25 protein-coding genes and 3 pseudogenes are annotated in these 22,210 nt (G+C 39.3%); 6 read left to right on the top strand and 22 right to left on the bottom strand.

The window, feature by feature from the left end; translation table 11 throughout:
- A pseudogene (locus LS48_RS15785) lies at positions 1-130 on the top strand (transposase); the annotation flags it as partial.
- Between the two features lie 184 nt (positions 131-314).
- Here LS48_RS15785 and LS48_RS13990 read toward each other — a convergent pair.
- Complete coding sequence (locus LS48_RS13990) at positions 315-1,331, bottom strand: hypothetical protein (RefSeq protein WP_062623113.1); 1,017 nt, start codon at positions 1,329-1,331, stop codon at positions 315-317.
- Positions 1,332-1,676: 345 nt separating this feature from the next.
- Here LS48_RS13990 and LS48_RS13985 point away from each other — a divergent pair.
- A pseudogene (locus LS48_RS13985) lies at positions 1,677-1,919 on the top strand (transposase); the annotation flags it as partial.
- A 29-nt stretch (positions 1,920-1,948) separates the two neighbouring features.
- Here the strand turns inward: LS48_RS13985 and LS48_RS13980 are convergent.
- Entirely contained in the window at positions 1,949-2,737 is a 789-nt protein-coding gene (locus tag LS48_RS13980; RefSeq protein ID WP_131807735.1) for a hypothetical protein, read from the bottom strand.
- Positions 2,738-2,889: 152 nt separating this feature from the next.
- The gene (locus tag LS48_RS13975; protein WP_076692486.1) at positions 2,890-3,810 is read right to left on the bottom strand and encodes a hypothetical protein; all 921 of its coding nucleotides are present in this window, start codon (positions 3,808-3,810) and stop codon (positions 2,890-2,892) included.
- Positions 3,811-4,160: 350 nt separating this feature from the next.
- On the opposite strand from LS48_RS13975, the pseudogene LS48_RS13970 reads away from it, so the two are divergent.
- Positions 4,161-4,403, top strand: a pseudogene (locus tag LS48_RS13970) (transposase); the annotation flags it as partial.
- 42 nt (positions 4,404-4,445) lie between these two features.
- Here the strand turns inward: LS48_RS13970 and LS48_RS13965 are convergent.
- The 14 genes from LS48_RS13965 to nhaA all read right to left on the bottom strand — a co-directional run bounded on the left by LS48_RS13965 (position 4,446) and on the right by nhaA (position 16,572).
- Entirely contained in the window at positions 4,446-4,754 is a 309-nt protein-coding gene (locus LS48_RS13965; protein ID WP_062623110.1) for a hypothetical protein, read from the bottom strand.
- On the bottom strand, positions 4,744-6,027 hold the full coding sequence (locus LS48_RS13960; RefSeq protein ID WP_131807734.1) for a hypothetical protein: 1,284 nt from the start codon (positions 6,025-6,027) through the stop codon (positions 4,744-4,746). The genes LS48_RS13965 and LS48_RS13960 overlap by 11 nt, the downstream gene beginning before the upstream one ends.
- A gap of 62 nt (positions 6,028-6,089) precedes the next feature.
- Positions 6,090-6,500, bottom strand: a complete 411-nt coding sequence (locus LS48_RS14995) for a tyrosine-type recombinase/integrase (RefSeq protein WP_117590234.1) — start codon at positions 6,498-6,500, stop codon at positions 6,090-6,092.
- Between the two features lie 149 nt (positions 6,501-6,649).
- On the bottom strand, positions 6,650-7,306 hold the full coding sequence (locus LS48_RS13950) for a hypothetical protein (protein WP_062623108.1): 657 nt from the start codon (positions 7,304-7,306) through the stop codon (positions 6,650-6,652).
- A 195-nt stretch (positions 7,307-7,501) separates the two neighbouring features.
- Positions 7,502-7,870, bottom strand: coding sequence for a hypothetical protein (locus LS48_RS13945; RefSeq protein ID WP_062623107.1), 369 nt, complete (start codon positions 7,868-7,870; stop codon positions 7,502-7,504).
- Between the two features lie 27 nt (positions 7,871-7,897).
- A complete protein-coding gene (gene arsB, locus LS48_RS13940; RefSeq protein WP_076692484.1) occupies positions 7,898-8,959 on the bottom strand; it encodes an ACR3 family arsenite efflux transporter in 1,062 nt (353 codons plus the stop codon).
- Between the two features lie 3 nt (positions 8,960-8,962).
- The gene (locus LS48_RS13935) at positions 8,963-9,580 is read right to left on the bottom strand and encodes an arsenate-mycothiol transferase ArsC (protein ID WP_062623106.1); all 618 of its coding nucleotides are present in this window, start codon (positions 9,578-9,580) and stop codon (positions 8,963-8,965) included.
- A gap of 14 nt (positions 9,581-9,594) precedes the next feature.
- The gene (locus LS48_RS13930) at positions 9,595-10,083 is read right to left on the bottom strand and encodes a GNAT family N-acetyltransferase (RefSeq protein WP_062623105.1); all 489 of its coding nucleotides are present in this window, start codon (positions 10,081-10,083) and stop codon (positions 9,595-9,597) included.
- 1 nt (position 10,084) lies between these two features.
- Positions 10,085-10,972, bottom strand: a complete 888-nt coding sequence (locus LS48_RS13925; RefSeq protein WP_062623104.1) for an arsenite methyltransferase — start codon at positions 10,970-10,972, stop codon at positions 10,085-10,087.
- A 42-nt stretch (positions 10,973-11,014) separates the two neighbouring features.
- Positions 11,015-11,344 (bottom strand): ArsR/SmtB family transcription factor, encoded by a 330-nt coding sequence (locus LS48_RS13920; protein ID WP_062623103.1) that lies wholly within the window; start codon positions 11,342-11,344, stop codon positions 11,015-11,017.
- A gap of 76 nt (positions 11,345-11,420) precedes the next feature.
- Positions 11,421-12,716: an APC family permease gene (locus LS48_RS13915; RefSeq protein ID WP_062623102.1), complete on the bottom strand. Its 1,296-nt coding sequence runs from the start codon at positions 12,714-12,716 to the stop codon at positions 11,421-11,423.
- 4 nt (positions 12,717-12,720) lie between these two features.
- Positions 12,721-13,176 (bottom strand): GNAT family N-acetyltransferase, encoded by a 456-nt coding sequence (locus LS48_RS13910; RefSeq protein WP_062623117.1) that lies wholly within the window; start codon positions 13,174-13,176, stop codon positions 12,721-12,723.
- 104 nt (positions 13,177-13,280) lie between these two features.
- Positions 13,281-15,023: an FG-GAP-like repeat-containing protein gene (locus LS48_RS13905; protein WP_062623101.1), complete on the bottom strand. Its 1,743-nt coding sequence runs from the start codon at positions 15,021-15,023 to the stop codon at positions 13,281-13,283.
- A 226-nt stretch (positions 15,024-15,249) separates the two neighbouring features.
- Positions 15,250-16,572, bottom strand: coding sequence for a Na+/H+ antiporter NhaA (nhaA, locus tag LS48_RS13900; RefSeq protein WP_062623100.1), 1,323 nt, complete (start codon positions 16,570-16,572; stop codon positions 15,250-15,252).
- Between the two features lie 203 nt (positions 16,573-16,775).
- On the opposite strand from nhaA, the gene ffh reads away from it, so the two are divergent.
- From ffh to LS48_RS13885, 3 genes are all read left to right on the top strand, one after another.
- Complete coding sequence (gene ffh, locus LS48_RS13895) at positions 16,776-18,104, top strand: signal recognition particle protein (protein WP_045081087.1); 1,329 nt, start codon at positions 16,776-16,778, stop codon at positions 18,102-18,104.
- A gap of 98 nt (positions 18,105-18,202) precedes the next feature.
- Entirely contained in the window at positions 18,203-18,580 is a 378-nt protein-coding gene (locus tag LS48_RS13890; protein ID WP_045081088.1) for a four helix bundle protein, read from the top strand.
- A gap of 49 nt (positions 18,581-18,629) precedes the next feature.
- Positions 18,630-19,508, top strand: coding sequence for a bifunctional 5,10-methylenetetrahydrofolate dehydrogenase/5,10-methenyltetrahydrofolate cyclohydrolase (locus tag LS48_RS13885; RefSeq protein ID WP_062623099.1), 879 nt, complete (start codon positions 18,630-18,632; stop codon positions 19,506-19,508).
- On the opposite strand, the gene LS48_RS13880 is transcribed toward LS48_RS13885, so the two are convergent.
- From LS48_RS13880 to LS48_RS13860, 5 genes are all read right to left on the bottom strand, one after another.
- A complete protein-coding gene (locus tag LS48_RS13880) occupies positions 19,505-19,945 on the bottom strand; it encodes a YkvA family protein (RefSeq protein ID WP_062623098.1) in 441 nt (146 codons plus the stop codon). The two genes, LS48_RS13885 and LS48_RS13880, sit on opposite strands and share 4 nt — an antisense overlap.
- 62 nt (positions 19,946-20,007) lie before the next feature.
- Positions 20,008-20,493, bottom strand: a complete 486-nt coding sequence (locus LS48_RS13875; RefSeq protein ID WP_062623097.1) for a thiol-disulfide oxidoreductase DCC family protein — start codon at positions 20,491-20,493, stop codon at positions 20,008-20,010.
- Positions 20,494-20,505: 12 nt separating this feature from the next.
- Positions 20,506-21,546, bottom strand: a complete 1,041-nt coding sequence (locus tag LS48_RS13870) for an AI-2E family transporter (protein ID WP_062623096.1) — start codon at positions 21,544-21,546, stop codon at positions 20,506-20,508.
- On the bottom strand, positions 21,543-21,971 hold the full coding sequence (locus LS48_RS13865) for a VOC family protein (RefSeq protein WP_062623095.1): 429 nt from the start codon (positions 21,969-21,971) through the stop codon (positions 21,543-21,545). Before LS48_RS13865 ends, LS48_RS13870 begins: the two co-directional genes overlap by 4 nt.
- On the bottom strand, positions 21,971-22,210 hold the full coding sequence (locus LS48_RS13860) for a DUF7218 family protein (protein ID WP_062623094.1): 240 nt from the start codon (positions 22,208-22,210) through the stop codon (positions 21,971-21,973). Before LS48_RS13860 ends, LS48_RS13865 begins: the two co-directional genes overlap by 1 nt.

Here is a 22,210-nt window from a genome sequence, read left to right as displayed (position 1 = left end):
GCTTCGCAAGGTCAATACCATTGGCATCAAACAGGCCAACAAATGCATGCACCTCTCGGCGACGGCCTACAACCTCAAAAAATACCTCAAGTTTATCCAAAAACGCGCAAAGAGCGGGGCGGAAAGCCTTGTTTTGTATTTTTTGCCAAAAATAGTGCTTCAGAATGTAGCATGGCTTTTTTTAAAAGCACCAAATTTGGCTCATTCTCAAGTCCAATCAAAAAAACAAAGCCGCTTAAAACGGCTTATATTGGTTCAGGTTAAAAAAATTAAGGGGTTGTGCAACGGTTACCATTGTTAGGCAACGTTTTTTATTAAGTCATTCTTGGTAAATAAAATCGAAAAAAACGATACCTTAAATCTTCAATTTTTTCTGCATTTTTTACAATATTGTCAGTCGGTTTATAATTTGTAACCCTTTTTGAGCCGATTGGATAAACGTGATTTTCTATTGCTCTTGAAATGAAATTTACCAATTCAATATCTTCTCGCAAATTTTCTTGAAATTCGTATGTTGCTCTTCTGCCTGATGGTGAGAACATTAATCCACTTTGAGTGGCTTGAAAAAGTTCATAATAGTTGTTAAAAATTATATTATCAGCATCATCTAAAGGAACCAAAAAATAAAAAATATGCTCTGCATTGTCTGGTGGAATTGCTCCCAATGGTTGTAATTCTCTAAATTCTGTTGAATTTTTACTGTAAAAGCCACATTCAAATACTTTAGTGTCAAATTCATTCTCAATTTGATTTTTTAAAGTTTGTGCGATTTTGTCGCAAAGTTCATTTTCGTTCATATCTTTTCTGTTAAATATTTTATTGTTAATCCACTTTTTGGATATTTTATCGCAAGTGGTTTCAAACAAGTTTGTGTAATTATCTTTTAATTCATTCACTCTTGACTGATAATTTTCTCCAAATATTTTATGAAATTTTTGCTGAATGTGGTTGCTAAAAGTCAAATCATTAATCGTTATTTGATTATCGTAGGAAAAGTCCTTTAAAACTTCTTTGCTGAAAAGTTCTGGAAATGAATAAAAAGGTTCTTGCCCATTTGACTGAATTTTATATTCCGTCAAAAACTCGGTTGCTGAAAGTCTATCAATTAAAATATATCGACTTTCATCAATGTAATCAGTTGTGTCTCCAGTTGAAATTCGTTTTGCAAGTAACCTATTTGATTCTGATTGGTCACCTAACATTGAAGATAAATATCCGTTTACATATGAGAGAACGTCTATTTTTTCCTTGTCAAAATAAACCAAGTCATCATTTCCTCTTGCCATTCCAGCAAAAGTTGCCATTAAAATATCTTCTGATAATTCTGCCATAGTTTAAATTAAATTCGAAAATTTTGTTTCAAATGTTGCCTAACATGTGTATATACGCATGTTTTTTAAACTGTTATTGCTGTTATCCCGCACATGTGCGCAAGTTAATGATTCCAAATATAAATTTAAAAGTAAAGCTTTTGCAGTACGGAAAACCGTAAGATGAAGCAAATTAAGTGGGGAGAAATCAAATATAGGGAAAAAAGCTTTAAGCCGTGGGCCTGCTCGTGCATGTAAGTGAATTTATAAATAGGGAGGGTTGAACGAGTCTTTAGCAGTTGAAGAACCATCTGGATGGAACGCGATGCAATCCAGCAAGGAACGCAATGCAATCGCGCACCAGCGAGGGGCAAGAGCAGAATATCAAAGGTGGGCAACCAGAAACTCAGGAACCTTCTATTCCTGTGCGCATTCTCGGCGTGCAAGCACAACAAAGCCTGTAGGGAGATCTATGAACGCATTGTGGCAAAGGGAAAGAGCAAAAAACTGGCACTTATTGCGGTGGCTAACAAACTGCTGAAACAGGCATTTGCAATCGCAAAAAGCGGTTTGCCCTATGATGAGAAATTTGTATCCAAATTGAACTAAAAAGATTTGTTTTTCAACTCAGATCTTTGTTATGGGCAGGGTTTTTCTTGTAATTTTCCGTAAATCGTTCCGTCAATATCGAACTGGCTTTGTCCATATTCGAGTCTTATTATTTTTCCGCAGTTTACTTGAATCACAAATGCAAAATCTTCCATAGTTGCTGACATATTTCCTGAACCATTCTCTATGTGGTCAAAATATCCTGGTAACGCCTTTTTCAAAGGCTCGATTTCGTCTCCTACTTTGAATTTTGGTATTGTCTTAACCACAATTTTCTGTCGGATTTCATCAGTCATATAACGGTAAACCAAGTTTGGTGCGACAAGCGGTAAAAACCACAAAAAAAATCCTAGAATTATTACTGGCGATAGAAAGAAGATTGTCTTTGTTAATGGTCTTTGGTTAAGTAATTCGATTAGTTTTTGGTTCTTTATTAAAACCGAGTAGGCAAGTCCGAAGAAAAACCCGACTAGAATTGCCTGAGGTAAAAACATTGTAACTAATTCAAAACTTCTAAAAATTCCACCTACAATTATTGAATATGTCAATGCTCCATAAACTGTCGATACTAAAATAAATATTTGGGGTTTGAATAATTTTTTTGAATGTTCAAGTCGATTTAATGGCCAAATAATAAAAATAGCCCAAGCAATTGTTATGAAAAGTCCCGACCAAAAAATAATAACTCCGCTGTCGTCTGCTTTTCCATCTTCTGAAACAAGGTAAATTGAATTCAGAATATTCATCAATGCCCAAGCTATGGTCATTGAGAAAAATCCAATTGTTTGTTTAACGTTATTTATTTTCTGTGTTGTCATTTTTTACCTTGCCCATAACGTTTTGGGTATTGCCGAAGGCGGGGAATTTTAGCACAAAAGTTCAATAGAATTACAACTGTTGAACCTTGCACAAATGTCCAATCGAAGCCGTTCAGCCCCGCTTTTGGCAATACCTTGTTAGCGGCTGGCTTTTATTCGTCCCATTTCAGTTGAACGTTTGCAGCACTTTTATGCACTTTTTTTGACAATAATTTTTCAAAAGCAGCATCATCTAACAATTCATTCTGTTTCTTCAATGCCAGCCATAGTTTTTTAAACGCCTTTGTTTTTCCCGAATCATAGATTTCACCTGCGGCTTTGTGCCAACGGCATTGATACCATCCATAGTTTTTGGGGTATTTTTGACCAATCAAGTCATAATTGTTTTCAAGTTCATTTAATGTGGTAAATTTCAATTCACTTTTATTTGTTGACGATACAACCATTTGTGGAAAAACTGTAAGAGCAGGTAACAATTCGGGTTCTTTTTCTGCTATGTAAGTATGAAGTAGAATGTTGGCAAACAATTCTCCCATCCATTTGCGTTGCATAGTAAGTCCGCCTTGTTCGTGAAATGCGTGTCCTAATTCGTGAATAGCCAACAAATCGAAAAAGTCACGCATTGACAATGAATTGTTTTTGTCAGAATATGTTTTGGAAATTTGTTGAGCAAGTTCTTTTGGAAGCTGGTCTAACGGTGGAATGAAACTTTTCCAAAAATCGTTGTCTTCCGATGCGACAATAAGGGTTTTGACATCATCATAATGAGGCATTCCATAAACCGGAAACTTGGTGTATTTACTCCAGTCGTCTGGCGATAAAACCAATAAAGTAACGGTTGGCTCAAAGTTGATAAGCGATTTGTAAAATGAGATAACATTGTCGCAACGTTTTGCCATTGTTTCAGCTTGTTCTTTTGAGCCGTTGCTATAATAAGTTTTTGTTTTGTTGCCTTCCAGATGGTTAAGCTCTTCAAATGACTGGGCAAATAGCGTTGATGCTGAGAAAAGTGACAAAATACACGTCCAAAAAGTCAGTTGGAAATGTCCTTTCAAAATTTCAGGTTGTTTCATAATTTTTTGGTTTGATGTTAGTTGTTGGTTTCGGACAGCTTGCCGCTAACATGTGTATATACGCATGTTTTTAAACTGTTATTGCTGTTATCCCGCACATGTGCGCAAGTTATTGATTCCAAATATAAATTTAAAAGTAAAGCTTTTGCAGTACGGAAAACCGTAATAAGACGCAAATTAAGTGGGGAGAAATCAAATATAGGGAAAAAAGCTTTAAGCCGTGGACCTGCTCGTGCATGTAAGTGAATTTATAAATAGGGAGGGTTGAACGAGTCTTTAGCAGTTGAAGAACAATCTGGATGGAACGCGATGCAATCCAGCGAGGAACGCAATGCAATCGCGCACCAGCGAGGGGCAAGAGCAGAATATCAAAGGTGGGCAACCAGAAACTCAGGAACCTTCTCTTCCTGTGCGCATTCTCGGCGTACAAGCACAACAAAGCCTGTAGGGAGATCTATGAACGCATTGCGGCAAAGGGAAAGAGCAAAAAACTGGCACTTATTGCGGTGGCTAACAAACTGCTGAAACAGGCATTTGCAATCGCAAAAAGCGGTTTGCCCTATGATGAGAAATTTGTATCCAAATTGAACTAAAAAGATTTGTTTTTCAACTCAGATCTTTGTTGGCAAACGTATTTATTCTTTTAGTTTTTCGTATTCCTCTAATAGCTTTGTCCAATCGTTAAATTTAGTTTCGAGTTCAGAAGCTTCAATCCATTCCTGATAGTTTTTTGTCTGCCTTTTACTTTGAGGTTTTCTGTCAATTTGTATTTCAAACTTTTCGCTTATTTTATAATCCACGATGTTAAAGTAAAAGTCCGAATTTTGTTCTTTATCAATAATTTCAAGCAATATGTTTTTTGGCTTAACTACTTCAAATAATTCTCCTTTTTTGTTTTTAAACTTTTCAAGAACTTCGAGAAGGATTAATGGTTTATTTTTCATAGATGTTATTATTTACAAAATGGTTGTTCCATTTTTCCTTAATATTAATTGTTTTTACTTTATCATTAAAATCAAAGCCATTTGTGTTAGATGCAGTAAAATAAATGTTTACCTCTGCATTTTCTACCTTAAATTTATTGATAGTTGGAATTTGTTTTATATCGTTACTATCTTCAATTTGTTCAAAGTCGTTAAATAATCTTAAACAGAAATTACTTTTTGAATTAATCAAATTTGGACTGATTTGGTCTTTAGTTAAATCAATAAAGTAATTGAATTGTTCGCTATTGTCAAAATAGATTTCAAATTCTTCAAGCGATTTTTCAAGATTTTTTAAGTCTTTATCAGAATATTTGTATGTAAGTTGTTGTATTGATTTTTTGTCTTTTTCATTTTGTTCAACCTCCTTTTTGTTTGATTTGTCCTCAACCACATAAGTTTTAATTACGTCAAGATAATCTGCGTATTTTTGCAACTCCTCTAAACTTGTTGATTTGTTTTCAAAAAAGTTAGTTACATTAAAGTCTTTTAATTTTTCTGAAACTGTAAGGTAATCACGATATTTTTTTGATTGAAATTTAACTGTACCAGTTTTATATTTTAAAACTATCTCAACAGTTATTTCGTTTTTTTCTACTATCTCTCCAAATGGATTTCCAATATCGGTTTTTAAGTTTAAAGTTGTCGTTTCTGTTGAATCTTTCGTTACATAATCCCATTTTTTGGCTTGATTTAATTTTTCTCCAAATGTAAAATTTACACCTTGATTAAACTCTAATTGAAAAGCGTTATCTGAAAATAAGTTGGCTAAATCCTTGTCATTCTTGGTATTCGACTGTTTAAGTTCAGTTTTTATGTAGTCTTTTGGGGTTATATCAAAACTATATAAAATGTCATTTTCTTTGTTTTTATAAATTGACCTTATAATAATTCCTAATGTTTGATAATTTGGATTTTTACCTTGATTTTCTTTTGCTCTATTTATTTGTTCACTTTCTATCTGTTTAAAAGTGTTATGAAATTGCGTGTCAGAGCCATAATCTTCTTTGTCGATTACATAACTATAAATGATTGTGTTTGTATTTCTATCAAATTTAACTTTCTCCGCAAAAGTGTAGTCATCAACTTTTGCTGGTAGCTTCATCATTTTGTTTGTATTAGTGGCAATTTGAGCCATATATTCTTGAGCTTTTTTTTCTTTTTCAGATAAATTATCACAGCTTATCGTCGTAAAGCACAAAATTAATAGGTAAAGAATGTAGTTTGTTTTCATATGTTTGCCAACATGTGTATATACGACATGCCTATTGCTGCTATATCACACATGTGCGCATGTCATATGTTCTGTGATTTATCAAATGTAACCGATTCATACAAGGTATCCAAGGGGCTCTTTAATGTTTTACTGTTTATTCCCAAAACACGGGTGTAAACCTCGGTGGTCTTCGTGCTGGCATGACCCAGGGCGCTCTGGATGTATCGTATGTTTACGCCACGCTCCATAAGGTGGGTGGCAAAACTGTGCCGAAGCGTGTGCGGCGTGCTCCACGGATTTGAATTGGTGGCTTTCACCGCACTTCTAAAAATACTCTGTATACTTTTGGAAGAATACTGCCCCCCATCCTGGCCTTCAAACAACCAGTAAGCGGGTTTAAATTGCTTGTAATATTGTCGCAAGAGTACCAGGAGCACAGGGCTCAATACCGTATGCCGGTCGCGCTTGCCCTTACTGTCTTTTATAAAAATGTAGCCATCATCCCTTCAAATATCCCTTCCCTTAAACGCAAAACATCTCCCCCTCGCAACCTCCTATACTGTATTGAAATATTGAGTATTTAAAATTATTTGTGATTTGGAATTTGTGATTTGGAATTTGGTATTTAAAACTCACCCCTTCAACTCATATATACCCCTAAAACCTCAATCCCAACCGCATCCTTGCCAAAATTCGCATATTCCTCTTCCCCCAGGACCTCCATAAACCGTAATCCCAAAACAGGTATATACTGTAGTCCTTCCTCTTTTGTGGGTCCCCCCTCAAGTGTTTGCACTAATCTTTCAGACCGATCCTCCTTGGATCTCCTAAGGATAGGAGCCTCATAAGTAACAAAGGTATTGGTAGCTGCATCGTAAACAAGCAGGCAATAGAATAGCTCAAAGTGGGTGGCGCCTTTGGGAAATTTGGCATCAGCCGGGTTGAATCTTGCCCACTCCAATGAAAAATCCAAGGCGTCGATCCTCGGATTTCCAAAATGCTGCCGTATGCCTGCCTTCGGCGTAAATACGAATTCCCGTAGTAACTGCTGTCCCTTTAGCGTTTTTAACCCTTGCCCTACATTTCTGGATCCGGGGACGGAATCTTTATCAAGCGCCTTGATTTTCAGGAATAATTGCATCAGGCGTTGGTGCAGGCTGCCGTCATTTAAATGGCAAAGAATAGGATGTAGCGAAATCTTGAATTCCTTGACAAATACGCTACACAATGTTAATTCTTCGCTGTTCTTGTAAATCCGGGGATTTTTTTTATTATTTTCGTAGTTAAATCCTCCCATAATTACCGCTTGTTGGTTTCTAATATAAATTTAGAAACATTTTCTCTCAAAAACAAGTGTTTCAAGCCGACCCTATGCCGACTGCAAGCCGACCGTAAGCCGACTTATGCCGACTCCATGCCGACTATACTTCATATATACCCCATAGATACTTCCTGTGTGCCTCCAGTTTGCCCGTCCCAGGACCCACATCCTTTATACGGCGCGCCGCTGTTTTACTATTTGTACTCCGAGGGCAATAGCGTACATAGCGGCTGCAAAAAACCAGACATAGGTAATTTTTCCCTTCCCCATCACATAATAATCAAAAGCCGTACTTGCCGCCACAAGTATATTGAGGCCGAGTATAGTGTAGTTCAGTCTTAAGTATTTTTTTGGGGAAAGTTTGCCCAGTACCATAAATAGGTTAAAAACCGCTGTTACAAATTGAAGCATTGCCAGCCCAGTCTTGCCATCCTCCACTAGGCCCAGTCCGCCAATAAAAAAGATAAAGGCATTCAGCAAAAAACTGAACCTGATTATTTTGGCTTTTAGTTTTGGATTCATTAAGCCAAAATAAAACATTTTTTTCACTCAAATTCAAAACTTAAATCAGGAATGTGGTTTAAGTGTTTCTTTTGTGAAATATTTCTTCCGTAGCCAAAAAGAAACCCGCACCAATAAAATTAAAGCTGGAACTTCTACCAATGGGCCAATTACCCCCGTAAAAGCTTGCCCGGAATTTAATCCAAAAACGACAATGGCTACTGCAATGGCCAATTCAAAATTGTTGCCGGCCGCCGTAAAAGCAACTGCTGCAGTTTTATCGTAGGTTGTCCCCATCGCTTTTGTAACGAAAAATCCAATAAGGAACATCAATGCAAAATAAATAAGCAAGGGCACGGCGATAATCAAAACATCCATTGGTATTTGCACAATCAATTCACCTTTTAGGGAAAACATGACTACAATGGTAAACAAAAGCGCAATCAGGGTTATGGGAGAAATTGCGGGAATAAATTTCTGATTGTACCATACTTCGCCTTTAAGTTTCACTAAAATAAGTCTGCTAAATATTCCCATTACAAACGGAATCCCCAAATAAATGGCAACACTTTCTGCTATTGTCGCTATGGAAATATTCACAATGGCCCCTTCAAACCCAAAATAGGGCGGAAGCACCGTAATAAAAAGCCAAGCGTAAAAACTATAGGCAAACACTTGAAAAATACTGTTCAGCGCAACCAAACCGGCACCGTATACACTGCTACCTTCGGCCAGGTCGTTCCAAACCAAAACCATGGCGATGCAACGCGCCAGACCAATCAAAATAAGTCCGACCATATATTCCGGATAGTCGCTTAAAAAGATAATTGCCAGAATAAACATCAACACAGGGCCAATAATCCAATTGAGAACAAGCGAAATGGAAAGAATTTTTGTATTTCGGAAAACCTTTGGCAATAGTGCGTAATTTACCTTTGCCAAGGGCGGATACATCATTAATATCAAACCAATGGCTATGGGAATGTTTGTGCTGCCACTATTAAAGGAATTCAGAAACTCCGGAAAATTGGGCGCAAAATAACCGATGCCAACACCCAGCGCCATCGCAATAAAAATCCAAAGCGTGAGATAACTGTCGAGAAAACTTAATTTTTTAGTTGAAGCCAATTTTTATGAAATGATTTGTGAAAAAATAAATTTCATCTCGGTCGCGATCTGGATACTGCGTTCCAAATACACTTCTTTTTGCTGAGGTGTACCGTCCGAGATTTTTGGGTCTTCGTACATTATTGCAATCCGTTTTTCCGAACCAGCCACAAAAGGACAGCCTTCATCTGCCTGGGAACAGGTCATAATTGCGGCAAAATCTGCTGCGGGGTTAGCCTCGTCATCATATTTCTTTGAAAAAGCAATAATCGGCGATTTTTCCAAAGCATATTTTATGCTATAAACAGGGTTTTTGCTATCTCCTTCTTTCGAAATTTCAAAGCCCGTGTTTTCCAAAGTCTCCACCACCATTGGGTAAACGGCTGTAGCTTCCGTTCCGCCGGAATAGCACTTAATACTTTTTATTCCGAAGTATTCCGCCATGGTCTGCGCCCAAATCTGCGCCAAATGGCTTCTGCGGGAGTTGTGTGTGCAGATGAAGTTAAGCTGGATTGGTTTTTCTTCCTTCTTTTTTGAATTTATATAATCAATAAGAGGTTGCAGAACGGTTTTTCTTTCTTCGGAAAGACTTGTTGTGCCTAAGGTTTCTATATATTCTTGGATAGGTTTTAATAACTTCATTTTATTTGTGTGTATTATACACCTACTATTTTACTGCGTCGCTCCAAAAGCACATTGTCTTTCCAGACACCGCGAAGTTGACCTACTTTTTCTTTGTAGCCTACTTCGCGGAAGCCACATTTTATATGCAATTTATGGCTGGCTACATTGTCACGGAATATTCCCGATTGCAACGTCCAGATATTGTTGGCCTCACTAATTTCTATTAAATTCTTCAGAATAAATGCTCCTGCACCCTTTCCTCTTGCCGTTTCCGCAACATATACGCTCACTTCGGCAACGCCACCGTAAACACAGCGACTGGAAACAGGGGAGAGGGCGGCCCAACCCAAATAGTTGTTATCTTCAACTGCGATTATTCTTCCAAAGGGAAGATGCCCGCTGTCCCATTTTTCCCAACTGGGGATGGTGGTTTCAAAAGTTGCAGTGCCTGTTTGCAGGCCTTCGCCATAAATTCGGGCGACTTCGGGATAGTTTTCTTCTGAAATTTCAATCAGATTCATACTAGCAACAATTACCGTCCGGGGAGCAGCAGGGCTCATCATTTATTTCAGCCAATTGTCTTTTCGGTTTTTCAGGCTTTGTTCCCGGTTTTTCAGCATAGACTGTAACACTGAAAATACCTGTTCCTGCATTGTTGAAGGTTTTCACTTCTTCCTCGGAAAGATACTTTTCAAGAATATCATTCGGGATTACGATCGGTTTTTCCTTTTGAATTTGAATATTCTGAAACCCCGCATCTTCTATAAATTGTAAGTATTCCGTTTTTTGGATTGCTCCCGCCACGCAGCCGGCATACATTTCGACGTCTTCTTTAAGGGCATCTGGAAGGTTTCCAACCAAAACGATATCGGAAATACTAAAATGCCCGCCCGGTTTCAATACCCTGAAAATCTCGCCGATTACCTTTTGTTTGTTCGGTACCAAGTTTAAAACACAATTGCTCACTATTACGTCCGCAACGTTGTTACTTACTGGCATCGCATCTATATCTCCTTCACGGAATTCCACATTATTAAAGCCCAATTTCTCCGCGTTTGCACGGGCTTTTTCTATCATTATCGGCGTAAAATCGATTCCGATAACTTTGCCTTCGGCCCCCGTTTCGTGTCTTGCCACGAAGCAATCATTACCCGCGCCCGAACCTAAATCGATAACGGTATCGCCTTTTTTGATTTTCGCGAATTGCGTAGGAAGGCCACAGCCCAACCCTAAATCTGCATCCTCTACATAACCGCCCGTTTCTGAGTAGTCATCCATCATTATATTATAAACCTTATTTGAAGGCGTTGTTGCACCGCAGCAGGAGGCAGCGTTTTCAGCCTTGCCCTGTTCGGCTATTTTGGCGTATCGGTCTTTTACGATATCTTTTAATTCTTGTTCGTTTTTCATTTTTTTTTGAAATTTTTGGTTTGTGTTTCAGTTTAAACTTTTTTAGCAACAGCTTTCATTGGAAATATCCTGATCCAAAAACTGCATCATTACTTTCTTCATTTTGATCCAATTTTCTGTAGCTATGCAATAGCAAATGCTAGTGCCCTCAATACTTCCTTTAATTAGGCCGAGGTTTTTTAGTTCCTTTAAATGTTGTGAAATTGTAGGTTGCGCCAAACCGATTTCTTCCACCAAATCGCCACAGATACAAGCGTTTATTTTGAATAAATGCTGAAGAATGGCCACGCGCGCCGGGTGCCCAAAAGCTTTGGCAAAGGTTGCAATTTCATTTTGTTGCTCGGTAAATATTTCAGTTTTTGTGATTCCCATAATTGCTATATAAGTTCATTGCAATATTACGATTAAAGAATAAAAGCACAAAGAAATTTTTTATAAAAATGAAATTTTATGAATCCTTATTTGAAATTTTCCTTTTGTAAATCCACTCCATAACAAAGCAAATACAGATGATTCCCAACGAAATGGACACACCCAATAAGTTTGAGGTAGATTGCTGGATTATCAGGACTATAAAGGCAACGGCTGAAAGTATGGCGCCCATCAAACTGATGGTTTTGCTCGCATCTATCTTTTTGGCCTTTTTAAAACTTACATAATTTACCACGGCAAATATTAGCAGGAAGCCGGCACTGCCCGAAGTGGATATACTCTCAAGGTTTAAAAAATTGGCGGTAAGCAGGGTGAGCACCACGGTAATTAATAGGCCAATGGGCTTGTTCCAAAACTGATCTGTAAAGGCGTGGGGCAGTTCGTCATCCTCGGCAAGTTCATAGCTTACCCGGCTCCCGCCATACAGGCTTGCGTTTATTGCAGAAAAGGTTGAAATAAGTGCGGCAATAGTCATTACGGTAAAACCAATCTGCCCGATCATAGGTTTGGAGGCCGCGGCCAAAACGTAATCCTTGGCGGTTGCAATCTTATCAAAACTCAAGGAACCGACGGTTACCATGGCAATAAGTATATATAGCAAAACCACAAACCCAACCGATATAAAATAGGCGCGCGCAACATTTTTTTCTGGGTTTTTTAGGTCGGGAACGGCATTGGCAATAAGCTCAAAACCTTCATAGGCCACAAAAATTACCATCCCGCCCGTAAGTAGTTGCAACGGACTTTCCCAATTGGCGGGATTTAGTTGGTCAATATTGGCGCTGCTAAAGAGGCCGTAGATTCCAATCCCCGTAAAAGCCAATAAAATAAAGAGTTTTACGAAAACCGCAAGGCTTTCAATTTCGCCCACCACTTTTAGACTATAGTAGTTTATCAGCGTTGCCAACAATACAACCCCCGATACGAAAATATGTGTGTCCATCGCTTTTGACCCGGTAATGGAAACAAGGTTGGGCGCATACGAGCCAAAGGCGCTGGCATAAAGCGAAAGCATGATTATATAGCTCACCCAGAGCACATTATTGATTCCCCCGCTAAAAATACCCCGACCAAAACCTTCGTTTACAAATTTAACCGTACCGCCACGGTCGGGAAAGACAAGCGACAGCTTTGAGTAGCTGTATGCGGTAAAAAGGGCAATAATACCTGCCATTAAAAATGCTACGGGAGTACCGCCTTTGGAGAGCGAGACCGCAAGCCCCAAAACTGCAAAAATCCCTCCGCCCACCATCCCGCCGATACCGATGGCAACGGCGTCTTTCAGTTTTATGGCGTCTTTGGATTTTTTCATGCTTTTAATGTTTCAATAACTTTTCAAAACAAACACTGTTCTCCACCCCGGCATATTGGCCATAATTATCAATAAATCTATAGCCACTTTTTTTATATAGCGAAATGGCCTCCGGCTGTTTTATTCCGGTTTCTAAAATACATTTGTCGTTGCCCAATTCCTTTGCCCAGATTTCCAGTTCTTTTAAAATTTCCCCCGCAATTCCTTTTCCGCGTTCTTCAAGCGGAACAAACATTCGCTTTACTTCCATAGTTCCTGTTTCAAACTGCTTGATGGCACCGCAACCCACTGCATGATTGGCTTCATTATAGGCCACAACAGTGTGTTTTATAGCGTCCAATTTATTGAATTGATCGTAAAACGCATGGTCATCGCCATCGCGAATGGCAAGATCTGCGTCCAGCTGTTTTACCAATTCAACAAAATCTGGGTTGTTGGAATCTGTGCGTAAAAGTTTCATCAATTTTGGTTTTTGGTGAAGTGAAGATACCAAAACGTGCTGAATTTCCATAGTGGAAATCCAACACGCTCACTAACAAACCAACACTTAGGAACAGTAGGTTTCTATTTAATAATTATTTTTTGTGAGGTGACTTGGTTGTTATTGGTGATTTTCAAAATATAGGTTCCCGCATTTAAATGACTAATATCCATTTCAATGGAAACTGCATTGTTGTTTGTGCCTTCTTTTACTTTTCTAGCATTTAAATCAAAAATCTCAACTTTTGAATTTATATCATCCTTTGGAAAATTTACTACCAAAATATCCTCTGCAGGCACGGGATAAATTACGTAGCCATATTTAATTTGAGTAGTGGTGCCCAACTGAATGCCATTGCCTTCCACGACCAAATAGGTGTTGTTTTCTTCAATATCGGTAAAAGTTTCCACCGTGCCCGAAGGCCATTCAACCCTAATTTCAGACACATTTGTAGCGTTGCCCAATCCAAAATGATTAGTAAAACTGTTTTGGCTGCAATAGCCACTGGCGGCTTCAATTTGTCGGATTTGCCATACTTCGTTTCCATTAATGTTCGCCCGAACCCGCACTTTGGCGCCCACCGCAGAACCGTTGGACGGATCGCCAACACAACGAATCTTTATCCAATTGTTTCCACTGCCAGTATTTTTGAAAAGAGAATTGGCCTGGTTTTCATTTAAGGTATTCGCCAAAATAACGTCCAGCCACCCGTCGTTGTTGTAATCGCCGAAAGCACAGCCAAACGTATTGCCCTGATGGTTTGCCAGCGCACTGTTAGTGTCCTTGGTAAAAACACCGTTTCCGTCATTTATAAAGAGTGAATTTGTAATTTGGCCCGGAAAATAGGCGTTGCAAACCAACAAATCCAAATCGCCATCGTTATCAACATCGGCAAAGGCGGAACCAAATGAACTTCCAATTTCGAGCGCAATGGCAGAACTTGTCTGTTCTACAAAAGTTCCATTTTCGTTGAGAAAAAGTTGGTTGCTTTGTCCGTCCCAATTTGCCACAAAAAGATCGAAATCGCCGTCGTTGTCCACATCGGCCCACGAGCTGCCGGCGGAATTCCTTCCGTTTTGTGTGATGGCCAGATTGGTGATTTGTGTGAAATTATCAGGTCCATCATTTCTGAAAAGGGAATTGTTGGCATCGTTTTCATTCGCAATAAACAAATCGCTGTCGCCATCGCCGTCGTAATCTATCCAATTTATGGAGCGCGAAGCAAGCGTTTCACTGGTAATTGACAGACCGGTTACCGCTTCAAAAGAGCCATTGCCCTGATTTTCAAAATAAAGATTTCGGGTGGAAACCACACTGTTGGTAATATAGGCATCCAAATACTGATCGTTGTTGAGGTCTATCCAATTTGCCATTTCAGAATAGGTCAACGGAATTCCAATGGCATTATCGGGTTCGTATGTAAAAGTGCCGTTGCCATTGTTTCGGTAGAAATAATTTTTCTTCCCCGTACCATTTCTGCCGTAAGTGACCACCACGGCATCCAAATCGCCATCGTTGTCAACATCGGCAAAGCTGGCACCGTCTGAGCGGTCGTTGTCTAAAACAATATCGTCTGCATTTACGGTGGTAAAACTGCCATCGCCATTGTTTAAATAAAGCATATTGTTTTGCCCCGCGGCGGGTCCGTTGGTGAAAAATATATCATCCCATCCATCGCCGTTCACATCAATAAAATTGGCGCTTCGCGAGGCCGAAGGCGTGGTGGTAATATCTTCAAAAGTGGTTTCCTCAAAGGATTGTGCCCTAGTTTTTTCGGTGAAAAATAAAAGGAGGCAAAGGCTGCATAATAGTAATGGTTTCGTCATAATAAATTCGAATTATAGCTTAAATTTTGGTTGTGAAAGCTGTTTAAGGAAGTGAAATTAATTCGAAACGGTTTGGAAATATTCGATTATGCGGTGAATGACCAATTATTGTTTTGAAAGGCCAGTAAACTGTTTTAAATGATCAATTTCCCTCCACATCGCATCGTGGCAGTGGAGGGCGCGGGGAAGACAGGGCTTTCCTAAAATAATTTAAATAATGATTTTATTAAGCTTTCGGAGCAGGGCCGAACTTTCCTTTTACTGAGTTAAAACGAAGGATTCCATATCCAAGAATGGCAGAAATAAACGAGCCGATCAAGATTCCTATTTTAGCGGAATCTATATATTCCGGGCTACTGTTAAAGGCAAGACCGGCAATAAAGATGGCCATAGTAAATCCGATTCCCGCCAAAAATGAAACCCCGATTATCTGTCTGTTTGTAATATCTGAAGGCACTTCTATTAGCTTTAACTTCCGCGCCGCAAAGATAACGGTTGAAATCCCGATGCTTTTCCCCAAAATCAAACAGATCATAATGTTCACGACCAAAGCCGTTTCCAGCCCACCTTCACCGTTGATGGCCACTCCGGCATTGGCAAGTGCGAAAATAGGGATCACCAAATATGCCACCCAGTTGTGCAGTTTGTGTTCCAAATGCTGCAACGGCGATCGGTACTTATCAGACCAATCCTCCAAATCGTCAATCAGTTCGAGCTGTTCGCCAGAAAGAACGGGTTTTTGCAGAATGGTGCTTTCCTTTATGTTTTTTACAATACTGTCCAATTGGTCGGTAAATTCATCAGTGCTTATTTTCTGACGAACCGGAACCGCAAATGCCATTAGGATTCCCGCCAGGGTAGGATGGAGGCCCGCTTTTAAAAAAAATAACCACACGATAAATCCGGCAATAATGGTTACAAATTCGGAGTATAAACCTCTATAGCTTAAAATGTAAATGAGGGCCAGAAGCCCCAAGGCGCCGCCCAACATGACCAAATTTAGCTCTCCACTGTAAAAAATGGCAATTACCAGCACCGCCCCCAAATCGTCCACAATCGCAAAGGCGGTGAGGAAGATTTTTAAACTGGTGGGAACTCTGTTTCCAAGTACTTTCAATACAGCCAGGGCAAAGGCAATATCAGTAGCCATGGGTATTCCCCAACCTTTTAGGGTGTCCGGATTTTGGTTGAGGACTAAGTATAGAATTACAGGCAGGGCAATGCCGCCCAAAGCTCCAAATAGTGGAAACATTACCTTTTTGGTGGAATTTAACTCTCCGATTAAAAATTCGCGTTTTATTTCCAGCCCGATTAAGAAAAAGAAAATAGACATCAATCCGTCATTTACCCAAAGTATCAAAGGTTTTACCAGTTCAAAGCTGTCCGTAACAATGCCGATTTCATATTTCCAAAAAGATTGATAACTCTCCGAAAAGGCCGAATTTGCCCAGACCAGTGCAATGATAGTGGTTGCCAAAAGCAATATACCGGTAGAGCTCTGAAGGTTGACGAATTTCTGAAAAGGTGAGAGTATTTTTTCTTTTATCATAAGTTTTCTGCGAGTTGGCAATATACAAAAGCCGTATAAATATTTTTTGTTGTTTGTTTTTTAAAATTTCATTTAAAAAAAACGGAGACAGCAAATCTACAGAAAACTATATGACGAATTGCAGGGTACCGAATACTGAATACTGCAACTGAATACTGCCAACTTTTTTTTACCTTTGCAACTCTCAAAAAGAAAGCAAGAATATGTTCGATAATTTAAGCGATAAACTGGACAAAGCGCTGCACGTACTGAAAGGTCACGGCAGCATTACTGAAGTAAACGTAGCCGAAACCTTAAAGGAAGTGCGCCGTGCCCTTTTAGATGCCGACGTCAACTTTAAAACCGCAAAGGAATTCACCAATACCGTAAAGGAAAAGGCCCTGGGCCAAAACGTACTTACCACCTTGCAGCCCGGTCAATTGATGGTGAAATTGGTAAAGGACGAACTTACCGAACTGATGGGTGGCGAAACCGCTGGCATTAATTTAAGTGGCTCCCCGACGGTAATTTTAATGTCTGGATTGCAGGGTAGTGGTAAAACTACTTTCTCTGGAAAACTTGCCAATTATCTTAAAACCAAAAAAACAAAAAAACCGCTTTTGGTAGCCTGTGATATATACCGTCCTGCGGCAATTAACCAATTGCACGTTGTGGGAGACCAAATAGGCGTTGAGGTTTACAGCGAACCCGAAAATAAAAATCCGGTCCAAATTGCACAGAACGCAATTGCCCACGCCAAGCAAAATGGCTTTAATGTCGTAATTGTGGATACTGCCGGTCGTCTTGCGATAGACGAGGCGATGATGACGGAAATTGCAAACGTCCATAAAGCCATCAACCCACAGGAAACCCTTTTCGTTGTCGATGCGATGACCGGACAGGATGCGGTAAACACGGCAAAGACCTTTAACGAAAGATTGAATTTTGACGGCGTTGTACTCACAAAACTCGATGGTGATACCCGTGGTGGTGCTGCCATCTCTATTAAGAGTGTTGTAGATAAACCTATCAAGTTTATCGGTACCGGTGAAAAGATGGACGCCATTGATGTGTTTCACCCCGCGCGTATGGCCGACCGTATTTTAGGGATGGGCGACGTTGTTTCGCTTGTGGAACGTGCGCAGGAGCAGTTTGACGAAGAGGAAGCCAGAAAACTTCAAAAGAAAATTGCGAAGAACCAATTCGGTTTTGACGATTTCCTAAACCAAATTCAGCAGGTTAAGAAAATGGGAAGCATGAAGGATTTGGTGGGAATGATTCCCGGAGCAGGAAAAGCCTTGAAAGATGTTGATATCGATGACGATGCTTTTAAGGGAATTGAAGCCATTATCCACTCAATGACTCCAAAAGAAAGAACCGAGCCGGCAATTATAAACGGAAGCCGAAAAAAACGAATCGCTAAAGGAAGCGGCACCAGCGTTCAGCAGGTAAACCAATTGCTAAAACAGTTCGACCAAATGAGCAAGATGATGAAGATGATGCAAGGCGGCGGCGGACGCAAGATGATGCAGGCTATGGGGAAGATGCGTTGATTTAGTTTACAGTCTCAGTCTCAGTCTCAGTCTCAGTCTCAGTCTCAGTCTCAGTCTCAGTCTCAGTCTCAGATTTAGTTATAGTACAGATATTAGATATGGATTTTAAAAAATTGATAGCTTATCAAAAATCATTCGATTTGGGGATGGCTATCTATAATGTTTCAAAATCATTTCCAAAAGAAGAAACCTATTCATTAACAGACCAAATACGGCGAAGTTCACGTTCTGTTTCCGCTAATATTGCAGAGGCTTATAGAAAAAGAAAATATCCGCGACATTATATCAGCAAATTAACCGATTCTGATGGTGAGAATTCGGAAACAAGTGTATGGCTGGATTATGCTTTTGCCTGTGAATACCTGAATGAAAATCTTTATAAGGAATTGACTCAAGAAAATATTGAAATAGGGAAATTAATCAATTTTATGATAAACAATCCAGGGAAGTTCGGAGTAGATGAAGAAGGTCTTTAATTATAATTCCCCCACTGAAAACTGCGACTGAGACTGAAAACTAAAGAACATGACAATACTAGACGGAAAAAAAATAAGCAACGACATAAAAAACGAAATAGCTGCTGAAGTTGAAAAAATGAAGGCCAATGGTGAAAAAGTGCCTCACCTTGCCGCAATTATTGTTGGCGACGATGGTGCGAGCCTCACCTACGTTGGGAGTAAGGTTAAGGCTTGCGAACGGGTTGGTTTTGAATCTACTTTGGTGAAAATGCCGCACACCACAAGCGAGCTGGAATTACTTAAAAAGATTAAGGAATTAAACGAGGATGACAATATAGACGGTTTTATCGTGCAATTGCCATTGCCTCCACAAATTGATACCCAAAAAGTGTTGCTTACCGTAGATCCTTCAAAAGATGTGGATGGATTTCACCCTGAAAACTTCGGAAAAATGGCTTTGGATATGAGTACATTTATTCCTGCCACTCCTTTTGGAATTCTTGAGTTATTGCAGCGTTATGATGTTGATACCAAAGGAAAACACACCGTAGTTATTGGAAGAAGCCACATAGTTGGCCGTCCAATGAGTATTTTAATGAGCCGCAAAGGGTGGCCAGGAAACAGTACCGTTACACTTACGCACAGCAACACGAAAAACATCGCACAGATTACCACCCAAGCAGATATTATTATTTCAGCATTGGGAGTTCCCAATTTCTTGAAGGCCGAAATGGTTAAGGATGATGCAGTGATTATCGATGTGGGTATAACAAGGGTAGAAGACGCTGACCACCCCAAAGGCTATGTGATTACAGGTGATGTTGATTTTGAGAATGTAAGTAAAAAAGCTTCGTTCATAACACCTGTACCAGGTGGTGTTGGACCAATGACTATTGCTATGCTTCTTAAAAACACACTTTTGGCAAGAGAACAGCGAAAGGGTTAAACTTTTTCGCCTTCCGCCAAACGCCAATCCAAATATTTGTGAAGATCAGTTTCGATCCAACCCATGCCAATTGACAGTACAGCCAAATCATCTATGTAACCAACTCCCGGAATAAAATCTGGCACCAAATCAAAAGGGTTGAAAACGTATAAAAGCGCTACCACTATGGAGGCAATTGTAAACCACGGCACGTTTGGATAAGTGCCTTTTTTAACGTCTTTCAGCATTGCGAACATAATTTTTCCGAGCTCGGCATATTTTCGTAAAGGACTGGCATTGCTCAGTTTTTTGGAAATGGCCTCCTCATTTTCCATTACTAATTCAACATCTTCGTCTCTTATTTTAGTTACTTTTTCCTCAATGTATTCTTCGTTAATTTTAGAATCCATCATAGCAATGTTAGAAGGTTTTTTATCTTTCTTTTTTCTGAAAAGCATAGTTTATTCGTTTTTGTAACTTAAAAATAAGCAATCGAATGATGAATACTTTTAAAATTTTGTTATAAAAATTTGTTGAGCAAATAAATAAGTATCAGAATAAAAAGAAGTATTAGAAACCAGTAAGGTTTAATGGTTTTGGGGTTTTTTCCGAAGAGAATTTTAGTAAGCGTAAACATAAAGCTTCGGTGCTTGGCTATGTAATTATATATGTGGTCGCTGAGGTAATTGAACCATCGATTTTCTGAATACCATCGATGCCATTTTACATTGGGTTTTTTGAAGTATAGAAAACTTCGATAGGCGGAATCTGGGCCGCTATAAACGAGACCATTGGTTTCAATAAGCCGCGATGCTTTTTTGAATTCTTTTAAAGGAATATCAGGGTATTTATCCGAAACCTCTTGAAATGTTTTATAATGAATACGATTTTCGGTTTTAGATTTCCACCGAGTTATCCAGTAGTTGCAAAAACCACATTCGCCGTCCCAAACCATAGTAGGTTTTTCACTGGGAGGGAAATCCGTTTTTAGGATTTTAGCAAACATTTATTTTGGGGTTTACAAACGTTCCTCTTGAGTGACTGAATCTTCTTTTCCATATTCTTTCCTATAAATACGGACTATCACCATAAAGAGACTGATGAGTAAGGGGCCAAATATTAAACCAATAAACCCGAATAACGGAACGCCCACGATAACCCCTATCAAAGTAACCAATGGATGCACATTGTCCAGTTTTTTAAGTACATAGAGGCGAATAATATTATCTGTTGAACCCACAACTACAAAGCCATAAATAAGTATTCCCCAGGCCTGAAAACTGTGTCCTGTAGAAAGTGTGAGTACGAACACGGGAAGAATACCCACAAGGGTTCCAACAAAAGGGATCATACTCCCGATGGTGACAATTACGAACCAAAAGAATGGGTCTTCAATTCCAAAGATTAAAAAACCAATCAGCGCAACAATTCCTTGGGCAACTGCCACTAATGGAATACCTAGTGCATTTGACCGAACCATGGCTTGAGCTTCGATGCCGATCTCCTTTAAATTTCCTCGATGCATTGGGATATATTCTTTTAGTGAATCCCTTAAATCGGTTCGGTTTGTAAACATGTAATAAAGCATAAAGTACATTAGCCCAATCGCAATAAATACATTGAAAGTGCCCCCGGCTAAATTCTGAAGGTTGTCTGAAAGCCAGCCAGTAATAGCTGAAGGGTCTATTTGTGATGTAAGATCGTAGCCAACTGTATCTTCAATTTTTGCAAGTTGTTCTTTAAGGGCTTTTATAACTGCTGCAGAATTCTGGACGGCATCCCCAATTTTGTTGGTAAGCATTAAAATAATTCCAGCAATGGGGATAAGAATTCCAACGAAGGAAAGGAACATCAAAAATGCAGCGGCAAGCGAAGGGTTCCATTTTTTTTGGTTCACCAATTTCGCCATCCATTTACGCATTAAAACATAAATAGTCACAGCCCCCAAAACCCCAGTTAAATAGGGGAGAAGCTCCCGAAAAATGAGACTGCCCATCAATAAAATGAGCAAGATGACGAATATTTGTCGGATTATTTGTGCAGGAATGTGTTTGGTCATTTGGCGAATAGTTGTGTCATATCAGCAAAGGCTTTAAACTCTAGCGCGTTTCCGGCAGGATCTTTAAAAAACATTGTTGCTTGTTCTCCCACTTGTCCTTTAAAACGGATGTATGGTTCAATGATGAAGGTAAGGTTTTTTTGGATTAGTTTCTCAGAAAATTCCTTAAAGGTCTGCATATCCAGTACAAGTCCAAAGTGTGGAATTGGTACATTCTTGCCATCTACTGGGTTGCTGCTTTCTTTTTCTTCAGAATTGATTTCTTTTAAATGAATAACAAGCTGGTGCCCGAAAAAGTCAAAATCTACCCAATGGTCGCTGCTGCGTCCTTCGGTAAGTTCTAGTATGTCTCTGTAGAATTTTCTGGAAGCTTCTAGATTGTCCACAGGAATTGCAAGGTGGAAGGGTGGCATGGTATTGGCCATTAATTATTTCTTAAGGCATGAATGAGTTCCTTCTTATTCATTTTTGAACGGCCTTCAATTCCCACATTCTTTGCTTGTGCATAAAGTTCTTTTTTGGTCCATTCCTCATAAGGTTTGGCATTTCCGCCCTTTTTTCCGGAATCTGGCGTATTTGCAATTCGGGCAGATTTTTCTTTGCTATAACCCTTATCTCGCAAAGCTTGGTACTGTTCTTCGTTTTTAATTCTTGGGTTTGGCAT

The sequence above is a fragment of the Aequorivita aquimaris genome (assembly GCF_001573155.1).
GTDB lineage: Bacteria > Bacteroidota > Bacteroidia > Flavobacteriales > Flavobacteriaceae > Aequorivita > Aequorivita aquimaris.
Note: the sequence above shows the minus strand (reverse complement) of the source record. Positions and strands in the feature narration are given on the sequence as shown.

What these genes read in the sequence shown, in the direction of transcription:
- LS48_RS13890 (WP_045081088.1), top strand. Translation starts at nt 18,203, where the DNA reads ATGGATTTTAAAAAATTGATAGCTTATCAAAAATCATTCGATTTGGGG.
- LS48_RS13870 (WP_062623096.1), bottom strand. Translation starts at nt 21,546, where the DNA reads ATGACCAAACACATTCCTGCACAAATAATCCGACAAATATTCGTCATC.
- LS48_RS13950 (WP_062623108.1), bottom strand. Translation starts at nt 7,306, where the DNA reads ATGGGAGGATTTAACTACGAAAATAATAAAAAAAATCCCCGGATTTAC.
- LS48_RS13875 (WP_062623097.1), bottom strand. Translation starts at nt 20,493, where the DNA reads ATGTTTGCTAAAATCCTAAAAACGGATTTCCCTCCCAGTGAAAAACCT.
- LS48_RS13935 (WP_062623106.1), bottom strand. Translation starts at nt 9,580, where the DNA reads ATGAAGTTATTAAAACCTATCCAAGAATATATAGAAACCTTAGGCACA.
- LS48_RS13885 (WP_062623099.1), top strand. Translation starts at nt 18,630, where the DNA reads ATGACAATACTAGACGGAAAAAAAATAAGCAACGACATAAAAAACGAA.
- LS48_RS13920 (WP_062623103.1), bottom strand. Translation starts at nt 11,344, where the DNA reads ATGGGAATCACAAAAACTGAAATATTTACCGAGCAACAAAATGAAATT.
- LS48_RS13975 (WP_076692486.1), bottom strand. Translation starts at nt 3,810, where the DNA reads ATGAAACAACCTGAAATTTTGAAAGGACATTTCCAACTGACTTTTTGG.
- LS48_RS13910 (WP_062623117.1), bottom strand. Translation starts at nt 13,176, where the DNA reads ATGAAACTTTTACGCACAGATTCCAACAACCCAGATTTTGTTGAATTG.
- LS48_RS13945 (WP_062623107.1), bottom strand. Translation starts at nt 7,870, where the DNA reads ATGTTTTATTTTGGCTTAATGAATCCAAAACTAAAAGCCAAAATAATC.
- LS48_RS13880 (WP_062623098.1), bottom strand. Translation starts at nt 19,945, where the DNA reads ATGCTTTTCAGAAAAAAGAAAGATAAAAAACCTTCTAACATTGCTATG.
- LS48_RS13960 (WP_131807734.1), bottom strand. Translation starts at nt 6,027, where the DNA reads ATGAAAACAAACTACATTCTTTACCTATTAATTTTGTGCTTTACGACG.
- LS48_RS13865 (WP_062623095.1), bottom strand. Translation starts at nt 21,971, where the DNA reads ATGGCCAATACCATGCCACCCTTCCACCTTGCAATTCCTGTGGACAAT.
- LS48_RS13925 (WP_062623104.1), bottom strand. Translation starts at nt 10,972, where the DNA reads ATGAAAAACGAACAAGAATTAAAAGATATCGTAAAAGACCGATACGCC.
- LS48_RS13930 (WP_062623105.1), bottom strand. Translation starts at nt 10,083, where the DNA reads ATGAATCTGATTGAAATTTCAGAAGAAAACTATCCCGAAGTCGCCCGA.
- LS48_RS13860 (WP_062623094.1), bottom strand. Translation starts at nt 22,210, where the DNA reads ATGCCAAACCCAAGAATTAAAAACGAAGAACAGTACCAAGCTTTGCGA.
- LS48_RS13980 (WP_131807735.1), bottom strand. Translation starts at nt 2,737, where the DNA reads ATGACAACACAGAAAATAAATAACGTTAAACAAACAATTGGATTTTTC.
- LS48_RS13905 (WP_062623101.1), bottom strand. Translation starts at nt 15,023, where the DNA reads ATGACGAAACCATTACTATTATGCAGCCTTTGCCTCCTTTTATTTTTC.
- LS48_RS13915 (WP_062623102.1), bottom strand. Translation starts at nt 12,716, where the DNA reads ATGAAAAAATCCAAAGACGCCATAAAACTGAAAGACGCCGTTGCCATC.
- LS48_RS13990 (WP_062623113.1), bottom strand. Translation starts at nt 1,331, where the DNA reads ATGGCAGAATTATCAGAAGATATTTTAATGGCAACTTTTGCTGGAATG.
- ffh (WP_045081087.1), top strand. Translation starts at nt 16,776, where the DNA reads ATGTTCGATAATTTAAGCGATAAACTGGACAAAGCGCTGCACGTACTG.
- nhaA (WP_062623100.1), bottom strand. Translation starts at nt 16,572, where the DNA reads ATGATAAAAGAAAAAATACTCTCACCTTTTCAGAAATTCGTCAACCTT.
- LS48_RS13965 (WP_062623110.1), bottom strand. Translation starts at nt 4,754, where the DNA reads ATGAAAAATAAACCATTAATCCTTCTCGAAGTTCTTGAAAAGTTTAAA.